At 33.9% G+C, this 17,109-nt stretch carries 10 protein-coding genes; all 10 read right to left on the bottom strand.

Going from position 1 to position 17,109, the window contains the following annotated elements:
• Positions 1-5: 5 nt before the first annotated feature.
• Complete coding sequence (locus tag OIU80_RS05615; RefSeq protein WP_264286066.1) at positions 6-344, bottom strand: SET domain-containing protein-lysine N-methyltransferase; 339 nt, start codon at positions 342-344, stop codon at positions 6-8.
• The gene (locus OIU80_RS05610; protein WP_264286065.1) at positions 334-1,320 is read right to left on the bottom strand and encodes a Hint domain-containing protein; all 987 of its coding nucleotides are present in this window, start codon (positions 1,318-1,320) and stop codon (positions 334-336) included. The genes OIU80_RS05615 and OIU80_RS05610 overlap by 11 nt, the downstream gene beginning before the upstream one ends.
• Positions 1,320-4,031: a tail fiber domain-containing protein gene (locus tag OIU80_RS05605; protein ID WP_264286064.1), complete on the bottom strand. Its 2,712-nt coding sequence runs from the start codon at positions 4,029-4,031 to the stop codon at positions 1,320-1,322. Before OIU80_RS05605 ends, OIU80_RS05610 begins: the two co-directional genes overlap by 1 nt.
• 257 nt (positions 4,032-4,288) lie before the next feature.
• A complete protein-coding gene (locus OIU80_RS05600) occupies positions 4,289-5,146 on the bottom strand; it encodes a Hint domain-containing protein (protein ID WP_264286063.1) in 858 nt (285 codons plus the stop codon).
• Between the two features lie 11 nt (positions 5,147-5,157).
• Positions 5,158-5,955, bottom strand: coding sequence for a DUF5977 domain-containing protein (locus OIU80_RS05595; protein WP_264286062.1), 798 nt, complete (start codon positions 5,953-5,955; stop codon positions 5,158-5,160).
• Between the two features lie 142 nt (positions 5,956-6,097).
• Entirely contained in the window at positions 6,098-6,439 is a 342-nt protein-coding gene (locus OIU80_RS05590) for a hypothetical protein (protein ID WP_264286061.1), read from the bottom strand.
• Positions 6,440-6,443: 4 nt separating this feature from the next.
• On the bottom strand, positions 6,444-6,716 hold the full coding sequence (locus tag OIU80_RS05585) for a hypothetical protein (protein ID WP_264286060.1): 273 nt from the start codon (positions 6,714-6,716) through the stop codon (positions 6,444-6,446).
• Between the two features lie 84 nt (positions 6,717-6,800).
• Positions 6,801-8,429, bottom strand: a complete 1,629-nt coding sequence (locus OIU80_RS05580) for a BspA family leucine-rich repeat surface protein (RefSeq protein ID WP_264286059.1) — start codon at positions 8,427-8,429, stop codon at positions 6,801-6,803.
• Positions 8,430-8,431: 2 nt separating this feature from the next.
• On the bottom strand, positions 8,432-11,158 hold the full coding sequence (locus tag OIU80_RS05575; RefSeq protein ID WP_264286058.1) for a hypothetical protein: 2,727 nt from the start codon (positions 11,156-11,158) through the stop codon (positions 8,432-8,434).
• Between the two features lie 91 nt (positions 11,159-11,249).
• Entirely contained in the window at positions 11,250-17,087 is a 5,838-nt protein-coding gene (locus tag OIU80_RS05570) for a VWA domain-containing protein (RefSeq protein WP_264286057.1), read from the bottom strand.
• Positions 17,088-17,109 lie beyond the last annotated feature (22 nt).

Raw genomic sequence — 17,109 nt, 5'->3', positions numbered from 1 at the left:
GTCTTTTAAAAATTTATTTCTGGTAGGTAACCAGTAAATTCTGTTACTTTGTTATAATTTACTAATATCTCTTCGCCTGTTATAATTTCTTTATTACTAATTAATTCCAAACTGTTGCCTGTGAAAATAATATCTGTATTAGGCATTAATGAATGATTGCAGTATCTACCTAAATCACTAGTTTCCCACCATTTTTTATCCATGTGTTTTTGATACAAATACCTACATTTTTCATCTACAGGATCTGTAGTAATGTATATCCCAATATATTGTCCTAATGAGATATTTTGAATTGCAGTTATTTTTATATTAGATTTATTTGCATCATTTATTTTATAGTTCATCAGGTTTTTTCATATTGTGTGTTAATATTCCGTTTGCGAAATAGGTATGGGAAGGACTTAATGTAAGTGGGTAAACAGTCCTTTTCTCTAAATTAATAATTACTGAAGTAATGGCTATAATTTCTTTGTTTATGTTATATAATCTATCTCCAACAATAACATCTCGTAATGGGATGAATTTCCAAATGCCATTACGCTGAATTAATTGAGAGTGATATGGAGTGGCTTCTAATAATCCTTTATTTATGATTATTGTTTTGGATGCGACTTTTGGTTCAATATTAGCTACAGGAGATATAATTCGATTCTCTGATAGATAATTACTAGACCATTTATACAATTCATTTACATTATTGGTATCTTTTAAAGTATCAATTTCTGCGGAAATTAATAATTGATTAGTTACTAATGTTTCAATTGGTATTTGTATGTTATCAGCTAATGTAATTAAAGTACCTTCAACAAAGCATGATGTTCCTGCTTCAGTCTTCCAATAGGCAGGTCCAGAGTAGTTTGAATAGTTTCCAATAGCATCAAATGCCCGAACCTGATAATGATATTCTCTATTAGGGCTACCACTATCTTGATAAGATATATTAGGACCATTATATACGGTTGACCAAGTTGTACCTCCGCTGTCACTTCTTTGCAATTGATATCCGGTTACTGCAAGATTATCTGTTGATGCATCCCATCGAATTGCTATTGAAGTTCTTGGTGAACCAGTCCCATAATTACATGATAATCCATTTGGAATGCTTGGAGGGGTTGTGTCTGCTGTAGAATGATTATACCCACGAAATTCGGACATTGCATGTGGTGGTACTCCATCGGGTTTAAACGGTGAACTTGCTGTAATAGCTCCATATACACCAGTAGAAGCACTTGTCAATGAAATAGATGGGCCCAATGTTTTACCAAAGACAGAATATATTTGGCTCAATGATATAGAACCTGTTGGTGGTAATGTTGCCATTATAATTGTAAATTTAAATGTTTTAAAATGAATTTTATTTTGTCATTTTGCTCTTCAATAATTTGTTGCTGTTTTTCAATTTGTGTTTGTTGAGTTTTTGCAACTTCTATTAATAAAGGGATAAGCTTGTCATATTTTACAGCCTTGTAACCATTTTTACGTGTTGTAACTATTTCTGGAATAATTAATTCTATTTCTTGAGCAATAACTCCAATATCATGACCAGTATGTGTATTTTGATTCGTGTTCCAATCAAACATATAGCCATTAATTTTGTTTAATTTCTCAATCGGATCCTGAATTTTTGTGATATTATCCTTAAGTCTTTCATCTGAAGAAGAAAATGCAATCACATCATTTGATGCCCTAATACCGTTATTGTGAATAGCAAGTAGAGGTGTATTTACAGCATTTCTAAAAACAAAGCCGCGATTTACTCCTTGAGCCATTGAAAAATACATATTATAATCAGATGTTGTTTCACCAGGAATCCTACCACCATAACTACTATTTCCAGCATCTGCCATCAAAATACCATATGTATTTGGATGTCCTCCCCAAAAACCATAGCCATTGCCAGGAATAGAAGCTGTTTGAAATCCATTGCCCGAGGAAACAACTCCAGAAAAGGTTGAGTATGTTGCATAATTACCATCAGTTATAAGTGTTCTCCAAGGATTCCAAATAGCTGCATCATCATTTTTAGTTCTAATTTTGAATTCATTTCCCTCAATATAAGCTCCTGCTAATTGACAGGAATAATCGATATCCCCATTTAAACCACCAAATGCAATATACGGACCTCTAGGTTCACCTGAACCTCCATACGTAAAGCCCATTTCTGGCTGAGTTATGGAAGAATTTAAGGAAGTTGATTCTGCCGAGGCGATTTTTGCCCTTCTTTTCATCAATAATCGATTAGACGAAATTCCACCAATTTGAGAAGAGTTAGTAGCTGTATTTGCATTCCCAGTTATATTAATTCCCCAAGTACCAGATGCTCCAGAACCAGTAGTCGAAGCTTTAGTATTTAGTTGAGTTTGAATAGAGCTTGTAGCATCATTAAATGCCTGTTGGTTTGCAGATTGAAATTTTCTTGAAGCTGTTTCACTAATTTTATCGGCAGTATAATCTCCTGTTTGAGAAGTGATAGTTCCATTACGTCCGAAGACAGTTGTTACAGCACTAGTTGGAGAGAGTAATTCCTGCCAATCTGCTAATACAGCTGGGTTTGTTCCTTTTAGAATGAAAGATTTATTTAAATCAGTTCTAACGGCCAGATCTCCAGTTTGTGCAGTTTGTGCTAGCATGGCAGCTTGTGAGGCAATTACAAAAGTGTCGTTTATAGTTATAGCAGGAAGTTGAGAAGAAATCAATTTTCCGTCAGAACCAAGTCCTGCATAGCCGCCAGCAATATTTTTATTAGTAACATTTTCAGGAACGAATGTCAATGAAGATTGTTTAGTATTCAATTGAGTTTGAATAGAGCTTGTAGCATCATTAAATGCCTGTTGGTTTGCAGATTGAAATTTTCTTGAAGCTGTTTCACTAATTTGATCAGCAGTATAATCTCCTGTTTGAGAAGTGATAGCTCCATTACGCCCAAATACCGTTGTTACGGCACTAGTTGGTGAGAGTAATTCCTGCCAATCTGCTAATACAGCTGGGTTTGTTCCTTTTAGAATGAAAGATTTGTTTAAATCAGTTCTAACAGCCAAATCTCCAGTTTGTGCAGTTTGTGCAAGCATAGCAGCCTGAGAAGCGATTACAAAAGTGTCGTTTATAGTTATCGCAGGAAGTTGAGAAGAAATCAATTTTCCGTCAGAACCAAGTCCCGCATAGCCACCAGCAACATTTTTATTAGTAACATTTTCAGGAACGAATGTCAATGAAGATTGTTTAGCGTTTAATTGAGTTTGAATAGAGCTTGTAGCATCATTAAATGCCTGTTGGTTTGCAGATTGAAATTTTCTTGAAGCTGTTTCACTAATTTTATCGGCAGTATAATCTCCTGTTTGAGAAGTGATAGTTCCATTACGTCCGAAGACAGTTGTTACAGCACTAGTTGGAGAGAGTAATTCCTGCCAATCTGCTAATACAGCTGGGTTTGTTCCTTTTAGAATGAAAGATTTATTTAAATCAGTTCTAACGGCCAGATCTCCAGTTTGTGCAGTTTGTGCTAGCATGGCAGCTTGTGAGGCAATTACAAAAGTGTCGTTTATAGTTATAGCAGGAAGTTGAGAAGAAATCAATTTTCCGTCAGAACCAAGTCCTGCATAGCCGCCAGCAATATTTTTATTAGTAGCATTTTCAGGAACGAATGGCAATGAAGATTGTTTTGAATTCCATGTTGCTTTTTCAGCATCAGTTACAAATCTATTATTTGTATCCTGAGTAATTATGCTTGGTGCGTGGTTTGTTGGATGGTTATAATTAGAAAGCGTTCCAAGACGTGTGATTTCGGCATCTGAAAGTAAACTCTTCCCATTGACCTTATCAACTTTATTGTCAGTTAGATCTTTTAATACTTTACCTTGTCTGGCATCTAGGGCTTTACCTTCCGAGTTGTAATCTAGGGCATTATAGTTATCTACTTGAATAGTATTGATATCAGTGAATTCTAATTCTCCAGCGCTATTTGTAGTTAAGATTTTGTTTTGCTGATTTGTTTCTAAATCGGCTACTCTTATTCTATTATGATTTGTACTCATTTTTTTATTTTTTATTCTTTAGATTATTATCCTTGTGATTTAGTTTAGAAATTAATTAGTAAACCCAAATTCTGCATTTAGATTAAACTTAAGAGTAAAGAATAAGCGCTATCTTAAAACAGAGATTATTTTTTGTTTAGGTTTTAAAAAATTCTAAAGCTGAATTTGGGTTAAGTAATCGGGCCGTTTTTTAATAAGTGAATTACTTTATACTTTATAAGCTTGTTGGGTAAATTCCAATTTTTAATTTAGGAATTTTATATTGGAGCCTTAAAATTATGAGTTAAGATTCCATTAGCAAAATAGGTATGAAACGGATTCAATGTCAATGGATAGATCTTTCTTTTTTCTGAATTAATAGATACAGATGTAACTGGTATAATTTCTTTGGCGATAGTATATAAATTATCACCAACACTAATATCTCCCAGAGGAATAAATTTCCAAATTCCATTGCGTTGAATTAATTGGGAGTGACTTGGAGTTGCTTCTAATAATCCTTCATTGATAATGATAGTTTTATGGGTAATTTTCTGCGTTATTTTGGTTATTGGTGATGTAATTCTACTTTCCAATAAATAGTCAGAGGACCATTTGTATAATTCACTGACATTATTTGTATCGATCAATGTTTCAATTTTAGCAGAGAGCAGTAATTGATCAAGATGTAATTCTTCGATTGCTTTTTTAGAACCATCTGGTAATGTGATTAATGTACCTTCAACAAAGCAGCCACCAGCTCCACCTCCTGGGGATGTCCAGGTAGGTTCGCATGTTCCGTGATTATTTGCATATGTTTGCACATTTGCAGCTAACCATATTTCAGCCTGAGTATTAGCATCTGCTTCATCAATAGTAGAGACAAATTGATTTGGAAAAGCAGTAAGTGTTACATAGTTTCCGCTATAACCAGCCGAGCAATTTTTTTTTGTTGTACTCTGTTTCCTTTCCGAATTATAAAATCTTATGCTAGGTGCACAAGTTGCGGTATCTAGAAGTGGTGCAATGTAATCAGGATCAGTGACTACATTTGGTTTTCTTACTCCTGCGTAACTACCATCATCTGTAAAGTATAATTCTAGTTTCTCAAAAGATTTATATCCTGTATTTCCCATACTTTAATTTTTTAATATTGTATTACAATTTTTCCTGTAGAGGAATCTTTTGTGTATGTTATGTATCCTATGTTAGTAACAGATTCAATGTTTTTATGGAGATTTTGACCTTGTATGCGCACACTTTTAGAGAATGTTTTTTGATCTACCTGAGTTCCTCCGACGTTTATAATGTCATATCCTGATTTAACCATTTTCCCATCTTTATAGGTCGTTATCTCAACATCTATATTTCCTGTACCCAAAGATGTGTACCATGAGCCTGCCATTCTTACTTGTATTGTATTTAGAGTAGGGTAGTCGTTGGTTATTTTACTAAAATTTACCATACAGCTTTCTACACCGTTTGCATTTCGATTATCTCCTGCCCACATGATATAGGAGTTTTCTGCCGAGGTATTTTTTGGAATTTCATTGTCAAAGTCGTGATTCCAGCCCATCCATTTTTTATCTAGTGAAGTTCCTGTATTTATGATTCCTGTATAAGTATCAAAATCTACTCCGGCTCCTAATGCCCATTTATACCGAACTACCATATAATTAAATGCAGATAGAGTTGTTGTAGGCTCAATTACACAAGAAGGATTTGCTCCTCTCCAGGCTGTAGCTCTACATGTTCCCGCATTATTTGCATAGGCTTGCGCATTTGCAGCTAGCCATGCTTCGGCTTTTGCATTTGCATCTGCAACACTTACTGTCGATACAAATTGATTTGCGGTTGCAGTAAGCGTGACGGAAGTTCCAATAACTCCTGCAGCGCAGTCATTTTTTGCAGCAGTCAATGACTTTTCTATATTATAATATTCCATACGTTATTTAATAAGTGATTATGATTTGTCCTAATCTAGTTTGAATGATTTAGTATCAATGAGTGTAGTAAAAGATCATTGAGTAAAATTCTATGTATTCGTTTTAAAGGAGAATTATTTATCTCCTCTATCGGACATTATGTTATTTTCTAGCCTCAAGGTTATATTTTATGAATTGTAAGGCTAATTCGTTTGAAGTTCCTCCGAATAAAATCGCAAGTAAAAAATTAGGTTCTATTTTTAATACTTGATTTGTAAACCTGAAGAAGATAAGAGAGATAAAAAAACTGACTATAAGATTAATCAGATTATCGCGAAGCAAAAATGACCAAGACCATCGATAAGGAGTATCGTCACTATATTTATACTTAAATTTTGCTCGGATTACTATGGCTGTAAAAGCCCCGATAAAAGCTAATAGGAACCATGCAAAATAGGTTGTTACATCTGTGGTTCCTAAAAGCTGTTCTAAAACTGTTTTCAAGTATTTATTGCTCTTCTTGTTTTACAATTTCACCTGTTTCAATGTTCACTCGAATATCCCCGTATTCTTCTTTAATGGCTTTTTCTAATTCATTAAAGTTTTGCTGTTGAACAGCAATTTGAGTTAGAATATCGGCTTTCTGAAATTCATATTGAATAGACAATTCACCTAGCGATAATCTTGCTTTATCCATGAACACATTAAAGTCTTTTAATTTCTTTAATTGTTCTATACTGATTGTTTTTACTTCTTCTTTGTTGATTGTTACGTTTTCCATTTTTATTGTTTTAATGTATTTTTAATGATGTTTACTATTTTTTTAAAGGGGATTATTTGGTTTTGGTAGCTAGTATACTTTGCATTAGATCCCTCCATCTTCAATTACCCAATTGTTTGGTGCTCCTGTTAAAATTGCTCTGCCAGCAGCACTTGCTACAGTATATTTTGCAGTGCCAAATGATATTGTGATAGGTGTTTTTACAGGTCTTGAGCTCCATCCATTATAGATAGCGTCTAAATTGGCTGCTGAGAATGTTGTGGATGTTTTTCCATACATAAAATTTGAAAAACTCGTTACATTACTAATGTTCCAAGAGCCAATGTTTTGGTTGAATGCAGTAGCTGAATAAAACATCATACGCATATCCCTCACAGCTGAAGTATTCCAAGAGCTAATGTTTTGGTTGAATACCGAAGCACCGTAAAACATTTGTGGCATATCTATTACAGCAGAAGTAACCCAATTATTAATAGTTGAACTTCCTCCGTTATTAAATGCTGTAGCATAATAAAACATACTCTCCATATATGTTACCTTGGATATAGACCAAGCGCCTATATTTTGATTAAATACTTTAGTTTGAGCAAACATAGCTTCCATATTTGTCACAGCCGAAGTTTTCCAAGAGCCAATGTTTTGGTTGAATGCAGTAGCTGAAGCAAACATCATACGCATATTTGTCACAGCCGAAGTATTCCAAGAACCAATGTTTTGGTTGAATACAGTAGCTGAAGCAAACATATTATTCATAAATGTTACAGCAGATGTGTTCCAGTTGTTTAGAGGTTGATTGAATGCTACAGCACCACTAAACATATGATCCATAGATGTTACAGTATTTGTATTCCAGTTATTTAGAGGTTGGTTGAACGCTACAGCATCACTAAACATAACGCTCATATTTGACACAACCGAAGTATTCCAAGAGCTGATGTTTTGGTTGAATGCCGAAGCATCATTAAACATGCTTCCCATATCTGTCACAGCTGAAGTATTCCAAGAGCCGATGTTTTGGTTGAATGCCGAAGCACCATTAAACATGGCTCCCATATTTGTCACAGCTGAAGTATTCCAAGAGCCGATGTTTTGGTTGAATGCCGAAGCACCATTAAACATGCCTCCCATATTTGTCACAGCTGAAGTATTCCAAGAATCAATTGGTTGGTTGAATAGTGGTACATTATAAAACATAAGGCTCATATCTGACACGGCCGAAGTATTCCATTCGTTAATTTTATTCACTGTAACTAGCGATGTGCATAAACTAAAACAATTAGCCAATGAAGTAGTCTTAGCCAAATTTAATACATCAGATACGTCAGATAGATCTAAATTTGCGCATCCAGAAAAATAACTCCCTTGATTGGTTCCAAGGTTTAATCCTCCCCAAGAGGTTATGAATAATATTTTCAATTTATCACCTCTATTAGTAAAAGTCCACCCTTTACAAGTTCCTGAAATTGTAATAGTGTAGATACCCGAAGAAGAGTAGGTATGTGTAATATCTTGAGAATAATATGACGTTATATAACTTGACGTGCCATCCCCCCAATCTACATTAAAAGCATAGGTGCCTGAAGCAATCAAGGGCAATTTTATTTGATTACCAGCGCTAGAACCTGATGAAATATTATCGGTCTTCCAAGTCGAGACAAATGGAAGACCAGCAGTTTCGCCTATTCCATATTCATAAAATAATATTGGATTCATATTTATACGTTTGAAATTCTTAAATAATCGGTAGTGCCTATACTTGAAATTGTTGCTGTGCTTCCAGCTGCTCCATTTAATATAGCAGTTCCATTAGCTACTACTAAGGTTCTGCCTCCTGCTTGTACAAAAGTTATTGCTCCAGTGCCATGCTTTAAGTATGAGGCAGAAAAATCAGTCCCGCCATTTACTGTAATGCTTATTGCACTTACTCCATTATTAATGATAACATTTTTACCAATTTGTTTTTTGTTATTTGTATCAACGGTATCGGTAGTAATATTTACAGTTGTAGTAATGGTAATTTGTGTTGATTCTGCTATGGTTGCCATTACAAAAGCTGTTGTAGCAATTTGAGTTGTATTGGTTCCTACTGTCGCAGTAGGAGCCGTTGGTGCTCCTGTAAATGTAGGAGAATCTAATTTTGCATAACTTGATAAATCAACATCTGAAGCTTTTAGATATGGAACATCTTCTAAATAAGTTGTTTTAACAACTAAACCAGTAGCGTCTGTTCTAAGTACTTTATCGTTGCTAATAATATTAGTTTTTTCTATACTATCTGCATAGTCTGAAGTTGTATATAGATAGTTATCATTTCCAACTAAAATACCTTTAGGTTGTATATTTATAGATTTAAATATAGAAACTATACCCGCTGGAGTTGTTTTTACAATGTAATTCCCTCCATAACTTATTGTATAAAAATCTCCTGTAGCACTTTGGCAAATCCCATCAGTTATACCTGGATATGTCGCGAATAAAGTTGAAGCACCTAAAAGCGTTATTTTATAAATACTATGTTGAGCAGTTACATATAAATTATTATCTTTTCCTTGTACTATTCCTCTAGGATCATTAAAACCTGAAGCAAGAGTTGTAATTGTTCCTGCTAAAGTTACTTTCAAAACATTGCCTGGGCTTGCAACATATAGATTTCCATCATTTGCTTGGGTTAAGTCAAATAAATGGCCTAGACCAGTAACAAAACTAGTAACAACTCCTGTAAGAGTTATTTTGTATATTGTACCAGTTGAGCCATTTGTGCCAATGTTAGCTGTATTACTTGTCACATAGAAATTACCATCATTTGCTTTGCATATACCATAAGGTTTAGGTATTCCAGTTGCAAAAGAAGCGTTAATTAGTACTCCAGTTACTTTGTCAATTTTTGATATTGTTGAATTTCCATTATTAACAACATAATAGTATCCATCACCGCCATCACATATGCTGCAAGGATTATTTAATCCAGTTGCAAAAGGGGTGGTTGTTATTGATGGGGAAGTAAGAATTCGATTGAGCTTTAACCCACTTACATTTGCAGTCTCACTATCAATAACTAACTCTCCAGTTTTAGTTTCTGTAGCAAATCCAGTTTTATGTAATACGTTATCTAAATCACCACCACTACCAGCACCAATTTTCTTTTCAACTCCATCACTTCCCATTACGTACATATCGGTAGTACCATTTGTTTTGGCGTATAATTTTGCTTGACCTTGCGATGGAGTAGGAGAATCTGAACTAGCGATGGTTAATAATCCATCGGTAATATCGGCTCTTAAAGTTGAAGATGTAAAAGAGGTTGCAGTTACATTTCCTTCATGGGTGATAAATGCATTTTCTTGTGTTTGTTTCTGAATACTAATTGCTTTTCTGTTAACATTGGGAGTACTTGTATCCCAAGTAGCAGTTGTTGCATTAGAATTAGAGGTTTGCACCAGTTTTAAACAATTGGCACTATTATTTTTAGTAATAGTTAAAACATCTTGTGGAGATTCCTTGTGAGTCAAGAGTAAGGCTCCATCTCTTTCTTCATTTCCTGCGTTATGAATTACTTTTGTATTATCAGCATAAGTTATAGGATCAAGAGATCCATCCCCTTTAACAAATTCTGTAGCAACACCATTAGAAGAGATAAATCTTTTAGCTGTTACATTTCCATCTACATCAATTTTAGCTTTAACGATATCATCCTTAGTTACTTTTAAAGGATCACCAGTTGATGCTGAAGAGGAGTTTAAGTGTAATCCGGTTCCAGTTCCAGTATTTGATACTTTGACTCCAGTACCTGTTGATGAATTTTGCAGAGCAATTCCTTTTCCTGTACCACTAACAGAAATATCGAGAGCTGTGGCAGTAGTGCCTACTCCGCTATTTGTTAATACGATACCGCTGGTTGAAGTAGGGGTGGTGTTATTAAAGGTTAAGATGCCTTTTTTAGTTTCATTTCCAGTAGTATGCAAAAAATTAGTAAAATCGATGGCTTCACCACCATTACCAGGATCTGAACTGAAGTTTTTATACCAATAGTTTATTTCAAGATTTCTATCTTTTACTTCACCAGAAAATGTAATTATTGCAGTATTGTAATTTACTGTGTAATCAGGTCCTTCTTGCAATAGTTGTCCATTTTTAAAGACTTTAACACTATACTGGATAGGGGCTTTTTCAAGAGGTAATGTAGTACCGCTAAACGTACTTTCAAAAGTTTCTTTATGAGGCATATAACAATTGCCTGTAATGATACCAATATTCTTTAAACCAGCATTCAAAAGTGCAGGTGTTATGTAACGTTCGTTGTCGATTCCAGCTTCGACCATTTGTATATTAGCCTTGTCTTCGTCTTTATGAACGAAACTATTGAAAATTTCTACGAAGTCGCTCTGTGACGGGACGTCACCGTTTTCAAATTTGGTGCTAATGTTAAATCTGTTTGTTACCATGTTGTTTTAATTTTATTTGAGTGCTATAAGTATTTTATTTAATGAGTCAGTTTTAAATCCCAATGAAATTATTCATTGGGATTTTTTAGATTTAAAGCGTTAGAATTTTTTCTTCGTTGCTAAACATACCAGAAGAATTCTCAGAAATCATTTTGAAATGATGATAGATTCTATTACCATCTTCAGTTTTAATGATTAATTCATCAGTTGCTAGTTTGGTTTCCAGTAAAGGCTGAGATACTGTATCATAGTTGGAAGTAACTTCGTGAATCTTATCCCAATTTCCTTGATTATTCATCTTGTACAGATGGTATTTGCCATTATGAACGGTCTTTTCCCAATTAAAAATAACTGGTTTTAAGATCGATTCATTTGCTCCAGTTGGAGCTCCAGTTGCTTTTAATACTGGCGATTGTGGCGAAACGGAATCAGCAATCACTGTTGCAGTAATTTTTGATGGTTGAGACGGTGTATAATCAATATTAACAATAGGATTCAATTCAGTTGAGCTAGGATCTGCATATTCAATTTCGCGCGAAACAGTAATTCTATAAAAAAGTCCATCTCCAAAAGGAATATTCTCCAAATCTTCAAACTCATCATATACAGTCCATACATTATCAAAACTAGCAGATAGAGTATCTTCTCCAATTAAAACTTCCTTAACAGGAGTCATCGTTCTTATGGATTGTGCATCAAGCATTGAAGCTGCACGATAAATGTTTATCTTCTTAATATTGTACTCAGGCTGATAGTCATTTAATTCTATTTGAATAGCTGGTTTGATTCCCAATACTCGATTTTCTAAAATTGGCATGATACGCTTAATTTCAGGAGTTTGAGGCGGATTTGAAGGCACTAATTTTACTGGGCCTAGATAGGGACCAAATTCACTAAAATTCATTTTAATATCCATTTCACGAACGCCATAGAAGTAAAAGTTTTGTGAATTCCCATCTAGATTAAAATCGGTAAACTGAGTTATGTTTTCAACAGCATCTATGACTTTCATCATTGGTGCGATATCAAAATCAGTATCTGTAGTCTTTAAAATATGCCCATTTTTATCCTTGATTGTTTGTTTTTTATTGATAGGTACGTATTTATTATCATTAATATGATCATAGATAACCGGCACTTCGGTAAGAGGCACAAATGCTGTGTGTATGGCTTGCTCGATAAAATGGAGAGCCAATAAGTTCTTTTCAATTCCATGTTCTGTAGAAATTATAATATCATTAAGAGCAGATAATAAAGTGATCTTTGGTGCCGCCGGTATTGATTTTGGCAGCGATTGATTATGCCAATCTATAAAATCATTTATAGCAGCTATTAATTGCTTGTTATCTGGTGAAGGCAATCTAAATTTAAGCAAAGGATCACCTTCAGGCGGATACTCGTTATAGTTTAATTCTTTTCTTGGAGGAAGAGGATTAGGTTTCTTATCATGCTCTAATTCATCACTAGGATTCAATAGCTTATTTTGATATAAAAGGGCATCAAAGTCTAATAAATTTTCCCATCTGTTTGTAAAAAAAGTTTCATTATTTCCACCAAGTTCTTTTAACTTCTTACGAATGGTATCAATCGTACTTCTTTCATATAATACACTTAATAATCCTTCATCGTTAGCTCTATAATGTAGGGCTCCGTATGGTCTATGACTGTATTTGGTAGTAAATGTATAGGTAGAACGATTAAAGAAGTCCGGACGGGTGGCATACAAACCTCCTTTTACTTCTTCTGGTCTAACCGGTTCTTCAATTTTTACGGCATACATAGGGCTTGGTACACTAATTTTTGAATCATAATCTAATAAATGATAACGACCATAAGTACTGATTCCGAAAATTGAATAATGAGTGCTTTCATCTTCTCTCGGCAGAATATTAGCTGCTGTTAAACCAAATGCAGGATCAGCAAAAAGCGATACTTTATAGCTTGGATAATAGTTTACTTCCGTTTTTTCAATAATAATTTTATCATAAGCAGGATCTACTTCTTGTTTGCCATCCATTTTTATTTTAAAATTAGGATCATTTACAATTAGTATTAAGTCGTCTGTTGTTCCAATATTTTTTGTCTGAACAACTTTAAACTCTTTTCTAGGTTTTACAGGAATTGGATTTCCTTTTTCGAAGCAGCTATCAGTAAATAAACGTACACTACCATTAAACCATTCGACAGAATTTTCAATGTTTTCTTTGTATTGTGGATGCTGAGCCAGTTTATACCCATTGAAAGTAAGCTGATATAGACCAAAATGTTTGTTTTCTTCTTCAGGTAATTCAATTACATTACCTTTTGGATCTAATACATATTGACCATTTTCATCTACTTGGTATGCCTTTTCCTTAATCTCTTTAATGGTTACATCTTTACACCAAATTCCTCTTGTTTTTTCTATTCTTCTATCAATAACACCTTCACTATCTATGAACTGTATAATTTCTCTATTAACCTTTTTTAAGACTTGTGGTAACAGAACATTAAAATCAAGAGGTTTAGATTTATGCCAGTTATCTTTTGTTAGCATATTTTCGACCAATGTACATAAGCCGTTTCCTGATGCCTGAATGTTTTGTATTTGCTCTGAATCTAAAGTAGCATCTCCGTCTGCAAGTGAACTTTCAGCGACTTCTTTTTTAAGGACATGTACATTTGCATAGCTAAATTGACCTTGTAAATCGTTAGAAACTTCAACTTTATTGATGATATAATTTTGATCTCCAATGGTTAAAATTCCTCCAATAAATCTTTTGCTATTTGTGCTATTTAATGTAACATTAATTTTTTCACCAGTACTAAGAACAGTATAGTCTTTAATTTTTATAATAGAAGTAAGAATGTCTTCGGTATTGTTATTAATGTCAATAATTTGTGCATATTCTACTTGTGGAAGTCCATCTTTGTAATAAAGTTTAAAATAATCGGCATATAACTCTTCATTATCAGGATAGATTGTATCAGGAAGCAAAGCATTTTCGAGTGTCATATTATCAGGAATACTATAACTTAATAATTCCTGAATAGAATAATAATCAAAAAGAAGCCTAATATAGGTTTTGTCAGATCCGGTTATCTTATCTAAGTGATCCTGTTCTGCTCTTGATGTAAACATCAAAGGATTTTCAGAAGTGATTAAAAGCGTATTAATACCATTAGGAGGCATTAAACTATTGGCAGGTTTTATATCAGACGTAATCTCTATTTGTCTTCCAGAACTAGCTCTTGAGAAGATATTAATTCCATATCCTTTGTATATGTATGTGTGTTTACCCGTTTTTTCCTGAAGAACATTTAAAAATGATTTTCCTGAATCTGGAATAATGATTGGAGCTGGTTCATAAGATCCTTTGGCCAATTCTTTGGTAACATTATAGTACTCTGTATCCGATGCTAATTCGGGTTTTACCCAAGTCTGGTCATCATCTTTAATTTTATGTTCTATACCCACATAAACAGGAAAAGTAAAAGTACTTCCATCAAATTCTAATGAAGAAAGAAAGAAATTAGTATCAGTATAGCTATCATAATCCATGATATCGTCCATGAATAAACTTGCGTACCTTTTCTTTCCATCAAAGCTATATCCGTTTGAATCTGTGATTTTAACAGGTTCATTTTCTTCTGAATCAACATTTAATCCTGGTACAATCTTGCTTAGTTGCACTGGTAACGGAAGACGCTCAGTCGCTATAGAGGTTGGAATACTCATAGAAAGATGCAGTACCTCACCTGATACCTTACCCACTTTTAGATCTCCAAATGTGGTATATTCTGTTAAATAAATAAACTCTCCAGAAAGAACAACATCATCAATGTCAATGCAACCCAGACCCAACATACGTGCTATATGATAATCATTTGCAGCAATGTTTAACAAATCTAGATTGGATATATCAGTTGAATTTTCAGCAAATTCAGCAGCTTCACCATCTTTAGGTTCATTCGTAGGAACTTTGTCTTTAAAAGATACGGTTTCGTTAGCCTTTTGATTATTACTATCTAAGCTTAGGTCTAAATAACTTTGAACAACTTGTTTAATGTTTTTATCATCTGGAACTGTTGTTTTCCCCCATTTGTCTTTGTAGTTGTTGATGTTTACATATTCATCATCATTAAACTTTAACCATTTTCCATGTACACAATTTAGTTTTGGCTCTAATTGTTCAAATACGGTTGTATCATTTTTGCTTAACGCATATTTTCCTTTTAAATCCCACTCTCCATTATCGTTTGCATGCTGAATAAAATCGGAATAAAACTCAAAATTTATCTCAGTTAATAAACAATTATTAGCTCTAAAACGGATGCTTCTGCCATTTTCTGCTACTACACGTATTGTATTTACTTGCGTTGAAGTATATGTTTTACGATTACTTATTTTTTTTGCAGCTCCGATATTATTTTCTTCAACAGATAAAGATTCTAATCTTACAATACTAGAGTTGTTTACCGAGCCAAAGTTTAATTCGGCAGCAAAGAATAATTCATTTTTATTTTCAATTTCGATAATGTTATTTCCATACGCCTGAATAAAACCAGAAGGGTTCATTAATGGATTAATACTTTTACTTACTAATGAATATTTTTCTGTTTCTATAAATCGAACATAAAATGATCTTTCAGAATTAGCTGTTTTATATATCCATATTGCATTTTTAGAATCTACAGATTTTGGTGCCTTACTTAAGTCTAAATTAGTACTAACTTTAGTGTATGGCGCTCTGTATAGTTTTACGAAATCATCTGGTTTGTTGAATTTAGATTTTGTACCTGTAAATAAATCTCCTTTCGGAAGATGCTTATCTCCTAATTCGCCAGCGAAGAGCCAACGAAGGTGAATACCTCTAGTACTGTCAATTCCTTTTGAACCAGAAGCTGCAATTTGTAAGTCAGACGATTGTAAAGCTGTTTTACCAGAAGTAGTTCCAACAATATAAACCTCTTTTGTAACATTAAAATTGATTTTGAAAGCATTAGGATTAGTAACGTTCTTTAAAACAATTAGTGCAGAATTATTGCCAAGTAGTATTGGTGTTCCTTCAATACGAATAGAAACCCCTATTTGAGATAATCCAGGAATAGTAACAGTATCTCTGAGTTTAAAAACCAATCCGTTTAAATTACTGGCACTGTGAATTTTTGTTCCAGCAGCTAGAGTAAGGGCAACGCGGCTTTTATTTTTAAGAATTAAAGTTCCTGCGTCCTGACGAGTGCTAAGGCCTTTTCTTAAAACAGGATAAACCAATTTATTTTGAATGAGGCTCACATTGGGAAGACAGCCTATTTGTTCGGTAGATAAATCATTATTAAGCTGTCTTAATACCTCTCCTAAAGTACTAAAATCAGGAACTCTGATGTAATCTGTGTTGAGAATAGAAAGTCCATTAGTTTTTGCAACAGGTGTTTTTCCTAAAAAGGTAGTAAGCGGCGTTACTAATTCAGTAGCATTACTCTCAGTACTTGTTACGCCATAAACAAAAATGTGAGATTTTTCGTTTAGATCATTGTATAAAGCTTTCAGTTTATTGGGATCATTAACTTGTAAACCGTCAGTAACAATAACAATGATATCCGGAATTACGGTTAAGTTATTTACAACATCCAGACCAGATGCCCAATAATCTGATTGGGCATTGATTGATCTTGAGCCAAATGAATTGATCCAATTTAAAAATTCTGATTGATTGCCTGAGATTCTTTTCTGAATAACATGACCAGATCTGGAATCAGTATCGTTATTCGACATTCCAATTAACGACAGTGTAATATTACTCTGAGCTTGAGAATTGATAAATGAAGTTAACTCTTCACGTATTTGCTTTGCTTCATTTTGGTTAATCGAACCCGATTCATCGACGACAATGGCTATATATGTTTCGCAACCAGAGGGCTGACTTGATTGAAGATTTATAGAACTCATTTTTTTCTTGTTTTTAAAGATT

Origin of the sequence: Flavobacterium frigoritolerans (assembly GCF_025847275.1) — a bacterium.
Lineage (GTDB): Bacteria > Bacteroidota > Bacteroidia > Flavobacteriales > Flavobacteriaceae > Flavobacterium > Flavobacterium frigoritolerans.
Note: the sequence above shows the minus strand (reverse complement) of the source record. Positions and strands in the feature narration are given on the sequence as shown.

Bases quoted from the DNA above. Each gene is read 5' to 3' on its own strand.
- OIU80_RS05615 (WP_264286066.1), bottom strand. From the start codon at position 344: ATGAACTATAAAATAAATGATGCAAATAAATCTAATATAAAAATAACT.
- OIU80_RS05610 (WP_264286065.1), bottom strand. From the start codon at position 1,320: ATGGCAACATTACCACCAACAGGTTCTATATCATTGAGCCAAATATAT.
- OIU80_RS05605 (WP_264286064.1), bottom strand. From the start codon at position 4,031: ATGAGTACAAATCATAATAGAATAAGAGTAGCCGATTTAGAAACAAAT.
- OIU80_RS05600 (WP_264286063.1), bottom strand. From the start codon at position 5,146: ATGGGAAATACAGGATATAAATCTTTTGAGAAACTAGAATTATACTTT.
- OIU80_RS05595 (WP_264286062.1), bottom strand. From the start codon at position 5,955: ATGGAATATTATAATATAGAAAAGTCATTGACTGCTGCAAAAAATGAC.
- OIU80_RS05585 (WP_264286060.1), bottom strand. From the start codon at position 6,716: ATGGAAAACGTAACAATCAACAAAGAAGAAGTAAAAACAATCAGTATA.
- OIU80_RS05580 (WP_264286059.1), bottom strand. From the start codon at position 8,429: ATGAATCCAATATTATTTTATGAATATGGAATAGGCGAAACTGCTGGT.
- OIU80_RS05575 (WP_264286058.1), bottom strand. From the start codon at position 11,158: ATGGTAACAAACAGATTTAACATTAGCACCAAATTTGAAAACGGTGAC.
- OIU80_RS05570 (WP_264286057.1), bottom strand. From the start codon at position 17,087: ATGAGTTCTATAAATCTTCAATCAAGTCAGCCCTCTGGTTGCGAAACA.